The sequence below is a fragment of the Burkholderia aenigmatica genome, assembly GCF_902499175.1.
GTDB classification, from domain to species: Bacteria; Pseudomonadota; Gammaproteobacteria; order Burkholderiales; family Burkholderiaceae; genus Burkholderia; species Burkholderia aenigmatica.
The window spans coordinates 1-14,282 of sequence record NZ_CABVQC010000116.1 but is presented as its reverse complement, the minus strand read 5'-3'; the positions used below and the strand labels follow the sequence as shown (position 1 = coordinate 14,282).

16 protein-coding genes are annotated in these 14,282 nt (G+C 67.2%); 5 read left to right on the top strand and 11 right to left on the bottom strand.

Annotated elements, in window-relative coordinates:
• Positions 1–223, top strand: a 223-nt coding sequence (locus BDO18943_RS41405; RefSeq protein WP_265328616.1) for a phosphoribosyltransferase family protein, incomplete at its 5' end; no start/stop codon positions are given.
• Between the two features lie 107 nt (positions 224–330).
• Complete coding sequence (trmL, locus tag BDO18943_RS41400) at positions 331–801, top strand: tRNA (uridine(34)/cytosine(34)/5-carboxymethylaminomethyluridine(34)-2'-O)-methyltransferase TrmL (protein WP_175026595.1); 471 nt, start codon at positions 331–333, stop codon at positions 799–801.
• Between the two features lie 34 nt (positions 802–835).
• On the opposite strand, the gene BDO18943_RS41395 is transcribed toward trmL, so the two are convergent.
• The 5 genes from BDO18943_RS41395 to BDO18943_RS41375 all read right to left on the bottom strand — a co-directional run bounded on the left by BDO18943_RS41395 (position 836) and on the right by BDO18943_RS41375 (position 3,751).
• Entirely contained in the window at positions 836–1,360 is a 525-nt protein-coding gene (locus BDO18943_RS41395) for an O-acetyl-ADP-ribose deacetylase (RefSeq protein WP_175026594.1), read from the bottom strand.
• Between the two features lie 95 nt (positions 1,361–1,455).
• Positions 1,456–2,454, bottom strand: a complete 999-nt coding sequence (locus tag BDO18943_RS41390) for an NAD(P)H-dependent glycerol-3-phosphate dehydrogenase (RefSeq protein ID WP_175026593.1) — start codon at positions 2,452–2,454, stop codon at positions 1,456–1,458.
• Between the two features lie 28 nt (positions 2,455–2,482).
• Positions 2,483–2,965 (bottom strand): protein-export chaperone SecB, encoded by a 483-nt coding sequence (gene secB, locus BDO18943_RS41385; protein ID WP_011353285.1) that lies wholly within the window; start codon positions 2,963–2,965, stop codon positions 2,483–2,485.
• A 106-nt stretch (positions 2,966–3,071) separates the two neighbouring features.
• On the bottom strand, positions 3,072–3,332 hold the full coding sequence (grxC, locus tag BDO18943_RS41380) for a glutaredoxin 3 (protein ID WP_039346228.1): 261 nt from the start codon (positions 3,330–3,332) through the stop codon (positions 3,072–3,074).
• Positions 3,329–3,751, bottom strand: coding sequence for a rhodanese-like domain-containing protein (locus BDO18943_RS41375; RefSeq protein WP_089451322.1), 423 nt, complete (start codon positions 3,749–3,751; stop codon positions 3,329–3,331). The genes grxC and BDO18943_RS41375 overlap by 4 nt, the downstream gene beginning before the upstream one ends.
• Positions 3,752–3,886: 135 nt before the next feature.
• On the opposite strand from BDO18943_RS41375, the gene gpmA reads away from it, so the two are divergent.
• The 3 genes from gpmA to BDO18943_RS41360 all read left to right on the top strand — a co-directional run bounded on the left by gpmA (position 3,887) and on the right by BDO18943_RS41360 (position 7,305).
• Positions 3,887–4,633, top strand: a complete 747-nt coding sequence (gpmA, locus tag BDO18943_RS41370; protein WP_027789056.1) for a 2,3-diphosphoglycerate-dependent phosphoglycerate mutase — start codon at positions 3,887–3,889, stop codon at positions 4,631–4,633.
• Positions 4,634–4,897: 264 nt separating this feature from the next.
• Positions 4,898–6,448, top strand: coding sequence for a S41 family peptidase (locus tag BDO18943_RS41365; RefSeq protein WP_043187202.1), 1,551 nt, complete (start codon positions 4,898–4,900; stop codon positions 6,446–6,448).
• Positions 6,449–6,552: 104 nt separating this feature from the next.
• Positions 6,553–7,305 (top strand): HesA/MoeB/ThiF family protein, encoded by a 753-nt coding sequence (locus BDO18943_RS41360; RefSeq protein WP_175026592.1) that lies wholly within the window; start codon positions 6,553–6,555, stop codon positions 7,303–7,305.
• Positions 7,306–7,377: 72 nt separating this feature from the next.
• Here the strand turns inward: BDO18943_RS41360 and ptsP are convergent, their stop codons facing one another.
• The 6 genes from ptsP to BDO18943_RS41330 all read right to left on the bottom strand — a co-directional run.
• Positions 7,378–9,150, bottom strand: coding sequence for a phosphoenolpyruvate--protein phosphotransferase (gene ptsP, locus BDO18943_RS41355; protein WP_043187426.1), 1,773 nt, complete (start codon positions 9,148–9,150; stop codon positions 7,378–7,380).
• Between the two features lie 201 nt (positions 9,151–9,351).
• Positions 9,352–9,621: an HPr family phosphocarrier protein gene (locus BDO18943_RS41350; RefSeq protein WP_011353292.1), complete on the bottom strand. Its 270-nt coding sequence runs from the start codon at positions 9,619–9,621 to the stop codon at positions 9,352–9,354.
• 73 nt (positions 9,622–9,694) lie between these two features.
• On the bottom strand, positions 9,695–10,165 hold the full coding sequence (locus BDO18943_RS41345) for a PTS sugar transporter subunit IIA (RefSeq protein WP_043187196.1): 471 nt from the start codon (positions 10,163–10,165) through the stop codon (positions 9,695–9,697).
• Positions 10,166–10,395: 230 nt separating this feature from the next.
• Positions 10,396–11,352, bottom strand: a complete 957-nt coding sequence (gene gshB / locus BDO18943_RS41340; RefSeq protein ID WP_175026591.1) for a glutathione synthase — start codon at positions 11,350–11,352, stop codon at positions 10,396–10,398.
• A gap of 26 nt (positions 11,353–11,378) precedes the next feature.
• Positions 11,379–12,668: a glutamate--cysteine ligase gene (gene gshA, locus BDO18943_RS41335; protein ID WP_043187192.1), complete on the bottom strand. Its 1,290-nt coding sequence runs from the start codon at positions 12,666–12,668 to the stop codon at positions 11,379–11,381.
• A gap of 244 nt (positions 12,669–12,912) precedes the next feature.
• Positions 12,913–14,282: ammonium transporter (locus tag BDO18943_RS41330; RefSeq protein ID WP_175026590.1), on the bottom strand; the 1,370-nt coding region annotated here is incomplete at its 5' end.

The window sequence follows — 14,282 nt, the reverse complement described above, 5'->3', positions numbered from 1 at the left end:
CGTCGCCGACACCGCGCCGCAGTCGCGGCTCGACCGGCACGCACGGCGCGACAACGTGATGGCGGCATTCGCGGTGGCGGGTGGCGTCGCCGGCCGCCACGTCGCGCTCGTCGACGACGTGATGACCTCCGGCGCGACGCTCGCGGCCGCCGCGCAGGCGCTCAAGGCGGCGGGCGCCGCACGCGTGACGAATCTGGTTGCGCTGCGCACCGCCAGGGACTAATTAGATAGAGAGGCCAGCCGCCCGGATACGGCGGCGGCCGTCATGAACCGGCCGGCCGGGAACGCGCACGCGTCGCGCTGCCCCGGCCGGCCCAGCCAAACCGAAACATGTTCAACGTCGTCCTCGTCGCTCCCGAAATTCCGCCGAACACCGGCAACGTGATCCGCCTGTGCGCCAACACGGGCGCGCGCCTGCACCTGATCGAGCCGCTCGGCTTCCCGCTCGACGACGCGCGCATGCGCCGCGCGGGCCTCGACTATCACGAGTACGCGCAGATGCGCGTGCACCGCGACTGGGACGCGTTCGTCACGGCAGAAACGCCCGACCCCACGCGAATGTTCGCGTTCACGACGCGCGGCTCGGGCCGTTTCCACGATCATGCATTCCTGCCCGGCGACTGGTTCGTGTTCGGCTCGGAAACGCGCGGCCTGCCCGCGGAGCTGCTCGAGCGCTTCCCGAACGAACAGCGCGTGCGCCTGCCGATGCGGCCGGACAACCGCAGCCTGAACCTGTCGAACACGGTCGCGGTGGTCGTGTTCGAGGCGTGGCGCCAGGCCGGCTTCGAAGGCGGCGCATGACGCCGGCGCGGCGCATCCCGCCCCGCGGGACGCGTCACGTCCGCGCGAGCCGCGCGCGATACAGGCCATAAATGTCGGGGGAAAAGCACGCGAACACCACGCGTGTGAGGTTCGGCGCCTGCGGCAGCATTTCGGCGACGGTGCCCACCGCGATCTCGACGGCTTCTTCAGCCGGATAGCGATAGATGCCGCAGCTGATCGCCGGGAACGCGATCGACGTTGCCGCGACCTCCTCGGCCAGCTCGATCGCGCGCCGGTAGCACGACGCGAGCAGCTCGGCCTCGCCACGCCCGCCGCCATGCCACACGGGCCCGACCGCGTGGATCACGTAGCGCGCCGGCAGCCCGTGGCCGCGCGTGAGCTTGGCATCGCCCGTCTCGCAGCCGCCGAGCGTGCGGCATTCGGCGAGCAGGCCGGGGCCGGCCGCGCGGTGGATCGCGCCGTCGACGCCGCCTCCGCCGAGCAGCGAGCCGTTCGCGGCGTTGACGATCGCGTCGACATCGAGTGTCGTGATGTCGACGACCTGCGCATCGAGCGTGGTGGAAAGGATCTGCAGCATGACAACCTCCCGGAACGCCGGAGACTGTTCAAGCGTAGCGCGCTTTGACGCCGCGCGCCCGACGCAAACACGGCGCCAGACGGCGCCGTGCCACGTTACTCGGCGCGTGCGTCGCGCCGCAGCAGGCCGCTGACCGCGTCGCGCGGTGCGATGCCGTCGAACAGCACGCCGCATACGGCTTCGGTGATCGGCATTTCGATCGACTGCGCGCGCGCGATGGCCAGCACGGCCTGCGCGCAGCGCACGCCTTCGGCCACGTGGCCAAGCGCGCCGAGGATATCGTTCAGCGTGCGGCCGGCCGCCAGTTGCAGGCCGACCGTGCGGTTGCGCGACAGGTCGCCCGTGGCGGTGAGGATCAGGTCGCCGAGGCCCGTGAGGCCCGTGAAGGTCTCCGCGCGGCCGCCGAGCGCGACGCCGAGCCGCGACATTTCGGCAAGCCCGCGCGTAATCAGCGCGGCGCGTGCGTTCAGACCGAGACCGAGGCCGTCGGCGATGCCGGTCGCGATCGCGAGCACGTTCTTCACCGCGCCGCCAACCTCGACGCCGACCACGTCGTCGCCCGTATAGATCCGCATCGCGCCGTGATGGAACGCGGCGAGCGTGCGCTCGCGGCATTCGGCGGACGTGCTTGCCACCGTCAGCGCGACGGGCAGCGACTGCCCGACCTCGCGCGCGAAGCTCGGCCCCGACAGCACGCCGTTGCTGTGCTGTTCGGGCAGTTCGGCCGCGATCACCTGATGCGGCAGCAGATGCGTGTCGGCCTCGAAGCCCTTGCAAACCCATACGACGTGCGCGGGCACGCAGCCTGCGTCACGCATCGCGTGACACAGCGTGCGCAGCCCGGCCACGGGCGCGGCGATCACGCACAGTGCGTCGCCCGCGGCGCCATGCGCGAGCGCGGCGCCGAGATCGGCGTCGTAGCGCAATGCGTCAGGCAGCGCGATGCCGCCCAGATAGCGGGAATTTTCGTGCCGGGCCTGCAGCCCGGCGATGAGCGCGGCGTCGCGCGCCCACAGAAGCGTATCGTGCCGCGCGGCCAGATGGCCCGCGAGCGCGGTGCCCCAGGCACCGGCGCCGAGAACGGCTACTTTCATACCCAGCACCGGTCCTCCGAATGAAACGTCAGTTCAGCGTCGTGCCGTTCGGTGCACCTGCTGCGGCACCGGCCTGCTGCTGAAGCTGCGCGAGGCGTTGTTCGTACAGCGCCTGGAAGTTGATTTCCGCCAGGTGGATCGGCGGGAAGCCCGCGCGCGTGATCGCGTCGGCGATGTTCGAACGCAGGTACGGGAACAGGATCGTCGGGCATGCGATGCCGACGAGCGGGTCGAGCTGTTCGTCCGGAATGTTGCGGATGTCGAAAATGCCGGCCTGCTTCGCTTCGATCAGGAACGCGACCTTGTCCTTCACCTTCGCGGTGACGGTGCCCGACACGACGACTTCGAACACGCTTTCCGCGAGGCGGTCGGCCTTGACGTCGACTTCGACTTCAACCGACGGCATGTCCTGCTCGAGGAAGATCGCCGGCGAATTCGGCTGCTCGAGCGACATATCCTTCAGGTAGACGCGCTGGATGTTGAAGAACGGTTGGTTTTCGACGTCGGACATGGTGTTTCCCTAAAAGTGGTGACGGGGCGGCCCGGCTTCTCGCCGGCCGCCTCGGATAATCCTGCGCGCTCAAGCCGCAGCGCGGCCGGCGGCCATTCTGCCCTAATCAGGCCGCTTGCAGAAGCGGGACGAGCCCGCCTTCGCGGTCGAGCTTCGACAGATCGTCGTAACCGCCGACGTGCGTGTCGCCGATATAGATCTGCGGCACCGTGCGGCGCCCCGTGCGCGTCATCATTTCGTCGCGGCGGGCCGGATCGCGGTCGATCAGGACCTTCTCGATCTGCTCGACACCGCGCAGCTTCAGCAGGCGCTCGGCCTGGATGCAATACGGACACACCTGCGTGCTGTACATCAAAACCTTGTTCACTTCGCCACTCCTTGTTTGACGACCGGCATCCCGGCCTGCTGCCAGGCGGCCACGCCACCCTCGAGCACGTGCACCTCGGCGTAGCCCGCCGCCTCGACCTCGCGCGCCGCCTTCTGCGACTGCTGGCCGTTCTGGCAGACGAGCAGCACCGGCGTGCTCTTGTTCTTCGCGACCTGCGCGATCTTCGTGCCGATCTCGCCCGCCGCGACCTGACGTGCCGACGGCAGGTGGCCGGCAGCGAAATCGGACGCGGCGCGCACGTCGATCACGACCGCGTTGCGGCGGTTGATGAGTTGCGTCGCCTCTGCGGCCGACAGGCCGCCACGGCCGCGGCGCAGCACGGGCCAGGCCAGCAGGCCGCCGGATACCACCAGGATCGCGATAAGGGCCAGGTTGGTGTAATCGGTAAAGAACGTCACGGAATTCCGCCGGAAAAAGAGAAATCGGATGAGGACAATCCCGCCATTATAAAATAACCGTCTTGCGCGATGGCGGGCCCGGGTCGGGTCCTGCTCGATGCGCCACAGCTTCCTTCACTACCGACCGCAAGATCCATGTACAAACTCGTTCTCATCCGCCACGGCGAATCGACGTGGAACAAGGAAAACCGCTTCACCGGCTGGGTCGACGTCGACCTGACCGAACAGGGTCGCAACGAGGCCTACCAGGCCGGCGAATTGCTCAAGGAGGCCGGCTACACGTTCGACATCGCGTACACGTCCGTCCTCAAGCGCGCGATCCGCACGCTGTGGCACGTGCAGGACAAGATGGACCTCATGTACCTGCCGGTCGTCCACTCGTGGCGCCTGAACGAGCGCCACTACGGCGCGCTGTCGGGCCTGAACAAGGCGGAAACGGCCGCGAAGTTCGGCGACGACCAGGTGCTCGTGTGGCGCCGCAGCTACGACACGCCGCCGCCCGCGCTCGAGCCGACCGACGAACGCGCGCCGTTCAACGACCCGCGCTATGCGAAGGTGCCGCGCGAGCAACTGCCGCTCACCGAATGCCTGAAGGATACGGTCGCGCGCGTGCTGCCGCTGTGGAACGAGTCGATCGCGCCGGCAGTCCGCGCCGGCAAGCAGGTGCTGATCGCCGCGCACGGCAACTCGCTGCGCGCGCTGATCAAGTACCTCGACGGCATCTCGGACAGCGACATCGTCGGCCTGAACATCCCGAACGGCGTGCCGCTCGTGTATGAACTCGACGAAAACCTGAAGCCGATCAAGCACTATTACCTCGGCGACCAGGACGCGATCGCGCAGGCGCAAGCCGCCGTCGCGAAGCAGGGCAAGGCGGGCTAACGCCCGTCGGCCGGGTGAGCCGCGTCCGGCGCGGCATGCCCGGCCCCCGCCCCTGCCCGGCGCACTGCGCGAACCTTCGCGGCTCCGGCGCTGTCGAAACCGCTTTCGAACCCGCAGCGCATGCGGCGGCGCCCCGCCGGGCTGGCTCCCGGCCCTTTTCGACGCTTTTCGCGCCGTTCCACTGAGTTATCGGACGAACAGTTATACTTGTCCGCTACATCATCCCCGCTACCGCCACGCGCTTCCCGACCGCACCAGATCTCTATGCGAATGAAATTGAAGAACATCGGCCTGATTGCCGCGGGCCTCGCCACGGGCGTGTTCGCCACGCTGCAGGTTTCCGCATCGGCCGAGCAGACCGCCACGGCGCCGCTTCCCCTCGACCAGCTCCGCCTGTTCGCGGAAGTCTTCGGACAGATCAAGCGCGAGTACGTCGAACCGGTCGACGACAAGAAGCTGCTGACGGCCGCGATCAAGGGCATGGTGTCGAGCCTCGACCCGCACTCGTCGTTCCTCGACAAGACCGACTATGACGAGCTGCAGGAGCAGACGAAGGGCCGCTTCGCGGGTCTCGGCATCGAGATCTCGCAGGAAGACGGCCTCGTCAAGGTGATCTCGCCGATCGAAGATACGCCCGCGTTCCGCGCCGGCATCCGTCCGGGCGACCTGATCACGCGCATCAACGACAAGCCGGTGCGCGGCATGACGCTCGACAAGGCTGTGAAGCAGATGCGCGGCGAGCCGGGCACCAAGGTCACGCTGACGATTTTCCGCAAGAGCGACGACCGCACGTTCCCGGTCACGGTCACGCGCGCGATCATCAAGGTCCAGAGCGTGAAGATGAAGATCCTCGATCCGGGCTACGCCTATGTCCGCATCACGAGCTTCCAGGAGCGCACGACGCCCGATCTCGCCCAGAAGCTGCAGGACATCGCACGCCAGCAGCCGAACCTGAAGGGCCTCGTCCTCGACCTGCGCAACAACGGCGGCGGCCTGCTGCAGAGCGCGGTCGGCGTGGCCGGCGCGTTCCTGCCGCCCGACTCCGTCGTCGTGTCGACCAACGGCCAGATCGCCGATTCGAAGCAGGTCTACCGCGATACGTACGACAACTATCGCCTGCCGTCCTTCGATGGCGATCCGCTGAAGAACCTGCCGCCGGTCTTCAAGACCGTGCCGATGATCGTGCTGACGAACGCCTATTCGGCGTCCGCGTCGGAAATCGTCGCCGGTGCGCTGCAGGACTCGAAGCGCGCGCAGATCATGGGCAAGACGACGTTCGGCAAGGGTTCGGTGCAGACGGTCCGCCCGATGACGGCCGACACCGCGCTGCGCCTGACCACCGCGTACTACTACACGCCGAGCGGCCGTTCGATTCAGAACAAGGGCATCACGCCGGACGTGCCGGTCGATCAGTACGCGGACGGCGATCCGGACGACGTGCTCGTGACGCGTGAGGTCGACTACTCGAACCACCTCGCGAACACGCAGGATCCGAACGAGAAGAAGGAACAGGAAGACCGCGAGCAGCGCCGGATGGATCAGCTGCGGATCCTCGAAGAGCAGAACGACAAGAAGACGCCGGAGCAGCGCCAGAAGGATCGCGATCGCAAGCCGATCGAGTTCGGCAGCGCCGACGACTTCATGATGCAGCAGGCGCTCAACAAGCTCGAAGGCAAGCCGGTCCAGGAATCGAAGTCGCTGCTCGCCGAGAGCACGACGAAGAGCCCGGCCGGCAAGGCTGCGGCGGGCTCGAAGGCATCGGGCGCAAGCGCGAAGCCGGCAGCCGCACCCAAGCCCGCGTCGGCGCCGCAGTAAGCGCCGGCCGGCATCCGACGGGCCATCGCGGGAAGACCGCGATGGCCCGTTTTTCATGCGCGCCTAAAATAACGACACGTCCGCCGCCTCGCTCACGACTCCCCATGAACGACGATCAACTCCTTCGCTACTCCCGTCACATCCTCGTCGACGAAATCGGCATCGAGGCGCAGCAGCGCTTTCTCGATGCGCACGCGATCGTCGTTGGCGCGGGTGGTCTCGGCTCGCCCGCCGCGATGTATCTCGCGGCATCGGGCGTCGGCACGATCACGCTCGTCGACGCCGATACGGTCGACCTGACGAACCTGCAGCGGCAGATCCTGCACGTGACGGCATCGGTCGGCCGCAGCAAGGTCGAATCGGGGCGCGACGCGCTGGCGCAACTGAACCCCGAGGTGAAGGTGCACGCGGTCGCCGAGCGCGTCGACGACGCGTGGCTCGACGCGCACGTACCGCGCGCGACCGTCGTGCTCGACTGCACCGACAACTTCGCGACGCGACACGCGATCAACCGCGCGTGCGTCGCGCACGGCGTGCCGCTCGTGTCGGGCGCCGCGCTGCGCTTCGACGGCCAGATCAGCACGTTCGATTTCCGCGACCCGGCCGCGCCCTGCTATGCGTGCGTGTTTCCGGAAGACCAGCCGTTCGAGGAAGTCGCGTGCGCGACGATGGGCGTGTTCGCGCCGACGGTCGGGATCATCGGCGCGATGCAGGCCGCCGAGGCGCTGCGCGTGATCGGCGGCATCGGCAAGACGCTCAACGGGCGGCTGATGATGCTCGACTCGCTGCGGATGGAATGGACGACGATGAAAATCGCGCGCCAGGCCGACTGCCCCGTGTGCGGGGACCGGCACTGACGCGCGACGGGCATGCGCCGCTCGGCGCATGCGTTGTGACACTTCCTACAGTTTGAGCGGCGCCGTGAGCGCCTACGCAGCCGCGTCGGCGCGCGGTTCGGCAACCGACAGGCGCTGCAACGCGGCCTGCACTTCTTCCGGCTCGAACGCGGCGAGCACGTCGGCCGTCGGCTTTTCGAGCGCCTTCAGGTGCGCACGCAGGATCTCCTGCTTCACGACCAGCAACTGGCTCGGGTGCATCGAGAACTCGGTGAGCCCCATCCCGAGCAACAGGCGCGTGAGCGCCGGATCGCCGGCCATCTCCCCGCAGACCGACACCGACACGCCCGCGCGCTTCGCTTCGCGCAACGTATAGGCGATCAGGTGCAGCACGGCCGGATGCAGCGGGTCGTACAGATGCGCGACCGCGTTGTCGGCGCGGTCGATCGCGAGCGTGTACTGGATCAGGTCGTTCGTGCCGATCGACAGGAAATCGAACCGCTTCAGGAACAGCGGCAGCGCGATCGCCGCGGCCGGAATCTCGATCATCGCGCCGATCCGCACGTTCGGATCGTATGCGAGCCCCGCGTCGTCGAGCTGGCGCTTCGCCTCGCGGATCAGGTCGAGCGTCTGGTCGATCTCCTGCGCGTGCGCGAGCATCGGGATCAGGATCTTCACCTGGCCGAACGCGGACGCGCGCAGGATCGCACGCAACTGCGTGAGGAACATCTGCGGCTCGGACAGGCTCCAGCGGATCGCGCGCAGACCGAGCGCCGGGTTCGGCGCCGTCTCGTAGCCTTCGTCGAGCGCCTCGAGCGGCTTGTCCGCGCCGACGTCGATCGTGCGGATCGTCACCGGCATGCCCTTCATCCACTCGACGGCCCGCTTGTACGCGGCGAACTGCTCCTCCTCCTCCGGCATCTCCTTCTGATGCATGAACAGGAACTCGGAACGGAACAGCCCGACACCGACCGCACCGGCCTCGACGGCCGCCTTCGCGTCGTCGGGCAGCTCGATGTTCGCGTACAGCTCGATCTTGGTGCCGCATAACGTTTGCGTCGGCGAGAACTTCAGACGCTGCAGCTTGCGTTGCTCCAGCAACTTTTCGGACTGCCGGTACGAATATTCCTCGAGGACGATCGGCGCCGGATCGACGATCACGATGCCCTGGTCGCCGTCGACGATGATCAGGTCGTCCTGGCGGATCAGTGCGCTCGCGTGCTGCACGCCGACCGCGGCCGGGATGCCGAGGCTGCGCGCGACGATCGCCGTGTGCGACGTGCGCCCGCCGAGGTCGGTGACGAACGCCTGGAACGACTGCGACTTGAACTGCATCATGTCGGCCGGCGCGATGTCGTGCGCGACGACGATCATCTCGTTCGTGCCGTTCTTGGCCGCGCGGTCCAATGCCTGCGACGCGGACGGTGCACCGGCGAGCGCCTTCAGCACGCGCTCGACCACCTGCTCGATGTCGGCCTTGCGCTCGCGCAGGTATTCGTCCTCGATGTCGTCGAAGTGGCGCGTGAGCAGCTCGAGCTGCTCGGTCAGCGCCCACTCGACGTTGTAGCGGCGCGTGCGGATCAGGTCGATGGTTTCCTGCACGAGCATCTCGTCGCTCAGGATCATCGCGTGCACGTCGATGAATGCGCCGACTTCGCTCGGGGTGTCGTCGGTCAGATCGGCGCGCAGCGCTTCGAGTTCGTGATGCACGACCTCGAGCGCCGTGCGGAAGCGCTCGACCTCCGCATCGATCTGGTTTGCCTCGACCAGGTAATGGGCGACGTCGAGCGCCGCCGGCGCGATCAGATACGCTCGCCCGATCGCGATACCACGTGAGACGGGAATGCCATGCAGCGTGAAGGACACGCGCACCTCCTCTGTACAAGTAAAGCCGCGGCACACTGCTGCGATGCGCTTATGACCCCGGTTAGCGATTATAAATTCCGCGACTCCCCGCTGACTGCATGCACCGCAGCATTGCGCATTCCGCATCAATGCTTCCGACGAAAAAAATGCCGCGGAATCCGCGGCATTCTGGCTGGAAACGGCAACGATCCCGCGTGAGGATCACTGGCCTTCGCCGAACTTGTCGGCGATCAGCTTCAGCAGTGCGTCCATCGCTTCCTGCTCGTCGGACCCTTCGGTCTCGATCGTCACGGTGCTGCCGATGCCCGCCGCCAGCATCATCACGCCCATGATGCTCTTCGCATTGATCTTGCGCCCGTTGCGTGTCATCCAGACTTCCGACTGGAAGTTGCCGGCCAGTTGCGTGAGCTTGGCCGATGCGCGCGCATGGAGCCCCAATTTATTGACGATGGTGGTTTCTTGTTGAAGCATGATTCTCGGTCGGGTCGGTCGGGGCCGCCGGCGGCGCGCGTCGGCGGTGCTGTCTAAAACGGAAAACGGGAAATCAGTGCGACTCGGTGCGCGGCTGCGGTTCGGGCGGAATCGGCGCGCACTGGCCGCAGCCGGTTTCCGTCGGCGGCGGCGGCGTACCGGCCGACACCTCGTGGACGCCCTTCGCGCCGCCGGACAGCGCCTTGTCGACCAGCTTGTCGAGCGGCACGGTGCGGTAGCAGACGACCCGCACCAGCATCGGCAGGTTCACGCCCGCGAGCACGCGCACGTTGTCGAGCTTCGCGAGCTGGCCCGCGATGTTCGCCGGCGTCGCGCCGTACATGTCGGTCAGCACGACCACGCCATTCTCTTCCCTGAGCCGCGCGAGTTCCGCGTGCGCGAACGCCATCACCTGGGTCGGATCGCTGTCCGCCATTACGTCGATACAGCCGATGCGTGCGGGCACGCCGCCGTAGATGTGCGCGATGCAGTCCCGCAACGCGGTAGCGAGCGGGGCGTGTGCGATGATCAGAATCCCGGCCATGTCAGATCGCTCCCGGCCGCCCCTGGCGGGCCGACACCCCACGGCGGGGCAATGAGCGTAGCGAGTGTGGGAAACGTTTCATGATCAGCCTTGCAACAGTGTCGGCCCGACCGCCGGGCCTTCGGTGCGCGATCGCGGCACCGGGCAAGCGGGCATTGTAGCAGGCCGGTCGAACTGCTCCGGCGACGGGGGACCTGCGCGGCCGCCGCCGGGGTTGCGCGGGAGACGGCCTACGCGGCCGCACGCTCCAGCGCGTCGATGAACATCGCGGCGACGTCGAAGCCGGTTTGCTCCATGATCTCGCGGAAACACGTCGGACTCGTGACGTTCACCTCGGTCAGCCAGTCGCCGATCGCATCGAGGCCGACCAGCAGCAGCCCGCGTGCCGCGAGCACCGGGCCGAGCGTGTCGGCGATCTCGCGATCGCGCGCGGTCAGCGGCTGCGCGACACCGAGCCCGCCCGCCGCGAGATTGCCGCGCACCTCGCTGCCCTGCGGAATCCGGGCGAGCGAATACGGCACCGGCTCGCCGCCGATCAGCAGGATGCGCTTGTCGCCGGCCTTGATCTCGGGGATGAATTTCTGCGCCATCACCGAGCGCGTGCCGTCGTGGCTCAGCATCTCGATGATCGAACCGAGGTTCATGCCGTCCGGCTTCACGCGGAACACGCCCATCCCGCCCATCCCGTCGAGCGGCTTCAGGATCACGTCGCCGTGCTCGGCATGGAACGCGCGCAGCCGTTTCGCATCGCGCGTGACGAGCGTCGGCGCGACGAACTGCGGAAACTCGCCGATCGCGAGCTTCTCAGAATGGTCGCGGATCGACTGCGCCTTGTTGAACACGCGTGCGCCCGCGCGCTCGGCCAGCTCCAGCAGCCAGGTGGACGTCACGTATTCCATGTCGAACGGCGGATCCTTGCGCATCAGCACCGCGCCGAACGATTCGAGGCGGCGCGCATCGACGGGCCCTTCTTCGTACCAGGTGTCGCGATGCAGGTCGTCCAGCTCGCCGACGAACGTGACGCGCCGTACGTCCGCCTCGACGGCGGAACCCGTCCACGCGAGGTGGCGCGGCTCGCACGCGTAGATCGCATGCCCGCGCCGCGCGGCCTCCGCCATCATCGCGTAGGTCGAATCCTTGTAGATCTTGAAGCGCTCGAGCGGGTCGGCGATAAAGAGAATGTCCATGAGGTCCTGTACTTGGCGAAGGTCCGTTACACCTGGATGGCTTCGGGATCGGTCTTTTCCAGTTCGATCGACGACGCGATCAGCGACAGCCGCGCGACGACGCCGTACATGTAGAAACGGTTCGGCGGTGCGGCACCCGGCTTCGCGCCGGCATCCGGCAGCGCGGTGTGCTCGAAGCCGAGCGGCACGTAGTGCATGCCGGGCGCGTTCAGGTTCTGGTCGCGCTCGCGGCCGGCGTGCGTGCGGTAGAAGCCGCCGACCACGTAGCGGTCGATCATGTACACGACGGGCTCCGCGACTTCGTCGCCGACGCGCTCGAACGTATACACGCCTTCCTGCACGATCACGTCGCGCACCGCGAGGCCGGCCTTCGACTCGGCCATCTGCGCGCGCTCGGCTTTCGACATGCGGCCGATCTCGGCCGCGTCGTGCACGGTCATCACGCCGCGCCCCGCCGTGCCCGCGTCGGCCTTCACGACGACGTACGGCTTCTCGCTGATCCCGTATTCGCGGTACTTGCGCGCGATCTTCTTCAGCACGCCGTCGATCGCGTCGGCGAGCGCCTGCTCGCCTTCATGCGCCTGCCAGTCGACGCCTTCCACGTGCGCGAAATACGGATTCACCATCCACGGATCGACGCCGACCATCTTCGCGAACTTCTTCGCGACGTCGTCGTAGCACGAGAAGTGCGTCGACTTGCGGCGCACGGCCCAGCCCGCGTGCAGCGGCGGCAGCAGGTACTGCTCGTGCAGGTTTTCCAGCACGCCCGGAATGCCGGCCGACAAGTCGTTGTTCAGCAGGATCGAGCACGGATCGAAATTCTTCAGGCCGAGGCGGCGCTGCGAACGCTCGAGCGGTTCGAGCACGATCTTCTGGCCGTCGGCCAGCGTGATCGGCGTCATGTCGGTGATGCTCGGGTCGAGCGACCCGAAGCGCACGTTCAGGCCGGCCTGGCGCATGATCGTCGCGAGGCGCGCGACGTTTTCGAGATAGAACGCGTTGCGGGTGGGCAGCTCGGGAATCACGAGCAGGTTCTTCGCGTCCGGGCAGATCTTCTCGATCGCGGCCATCGCGGCCTGTACGGCGAGCGGCAGCACTTCGGACGGCAGATTGTTGAATGCGCCGGGAAACAGGTTCGCGTCGACGGGCGCCAGCTTGAAGCCGGCGTTGCGCAGGTCCACCGAACAATAGAACGGCGGCGTATGTTCCTGCCATTCGAGCCTGAACCAGCGTTCGATCGCAGGCGTCGCGTCGAGGATCTTCTGCTCGAGTTCGAGCAGCGGACCGTTCAACGCGGTAACGAGGTGGGGAACCATGAATCACTCGCGAGCGGGAGAATGAAGATTGTAGAGCAATTGCTTTGCCCATTTGGGGATTGTTCCCGGCTTCGCAAGGGTTTGGAGGAAGTTTTCGGCTATTGACCCGATAGCGCTAAGGGTTATGCGCTACGGCAGCGCGCAGCAGGAGAAAAAAAGCCCGCCGGGTGGGGCGGGCCGAAGTCGCTGCGCTCATTCGTGGCGGGCGCCGTCGTCGCGGCGGCCCGCCGGTCATTCTTATGACTTATTCGACGTGCTCGCCGTGCAGCACCACGTCGAGGCCTTCGCGCTCTTCCTCTTCCGACACGCGCAGGCCGATCGTCAGGTCGATCAGCTTCAGCAGCACGAAGCTCAGCACGCCGCTGTAGACCAGCGTGATCGCCACGCCCTTGGCCTGCAGCAGCAGACTGCCGTCGGCGCCGCCGATATCCTTGACCGCAAACACGCCCGTCAGCAGCGCGCCGAGAATCCCGCCCACGCCGTGCACGCCGAACGCATCGAGCGAATCGTCGTAGCCGAGCTTCGACTTGAGCCACGTCGCTGACCAGAAGCACACGACGCCGGCCGCGATGCCGATCGCGAGCGCACCCGGCACGCCGACGAAGCCGGCCGCCGGCGTGATCGCGACGAGACCCGCGACCGCACCCGACACGATGCCGAGCACCGACGGCTTGCCGTGCGAGACCCACTCGGCGAACATCCAGCCGAGCGCCGCGCAGGCCGTCGCGACTTGCGTCGTCAGCATCGCGAAGCCGGCACGGCCGTCAGCCGCAACCGCCGAACCCGCGTTGAAGCCGAACCAGCCGACCCACAGCATCGAGCCGCCGATCATCGTCAGCACGAGGTTGTGCGGCGCCATCGATTCGCGGCCGAAGCCGACGCGCTTGCCGAGCATCAGGCACGACACGAGGCCCGCGATACCGGCGTTGATGTGCACCACGGTGCCGCCCGCGAAGTCGAGCACGCCGTCGGACGACAGCCAGCCGGTCGGCTCCCACACCATGTGCGCGATCGGCACGTAGACGATCAGCGACCAGAGCGTCATGAACACGAGCATCGCCGAGAACTTCATGCGATCGGCGAATGCGCCGCAGATCAGCGCCGGCGTGATGATCGCGAACGTCATCTGGTAGACGAAGTAGACCGATTCCGGAATCGTCGGCGCGAGGTGGCTGACGGTCAGCGTCGTCGCCTTGTCGCCGTGGATGTAGTTCATCCCGTGCAGGAACGTGCGCGACAGGCCGCCGATGAAGCCGTTGCCCGGCGTGAACGCGAGGCTGTAGCCAATCACCGTCCACAGCACCGTGATCACCGCGGTGATCGCGAAGCTTTGCATCACCGTTGCCAGCACGTTCTTCTTGCGGACCATGCCTGCGTAGAACAGCGCGAGGCCCGGGATCGTCATGAACAGCACGAGCGCGGTGGAGGTCAGCATCCACGCGGTGTCGCCCGCGCTGATCTTCGACGAATCGACGGAGAACGGTGCGGTCGGCGCGGCGGGTGCGGCCGGTGCCGACGCGGCAGCGGCGGCCGACGCGTCGGTGGCGCCCGAAGCCGGTGCGGCGGCGGCCGTGGCGGATGCGGCGGTTGCGGTCGGCGCCGAAGCGACCGGCG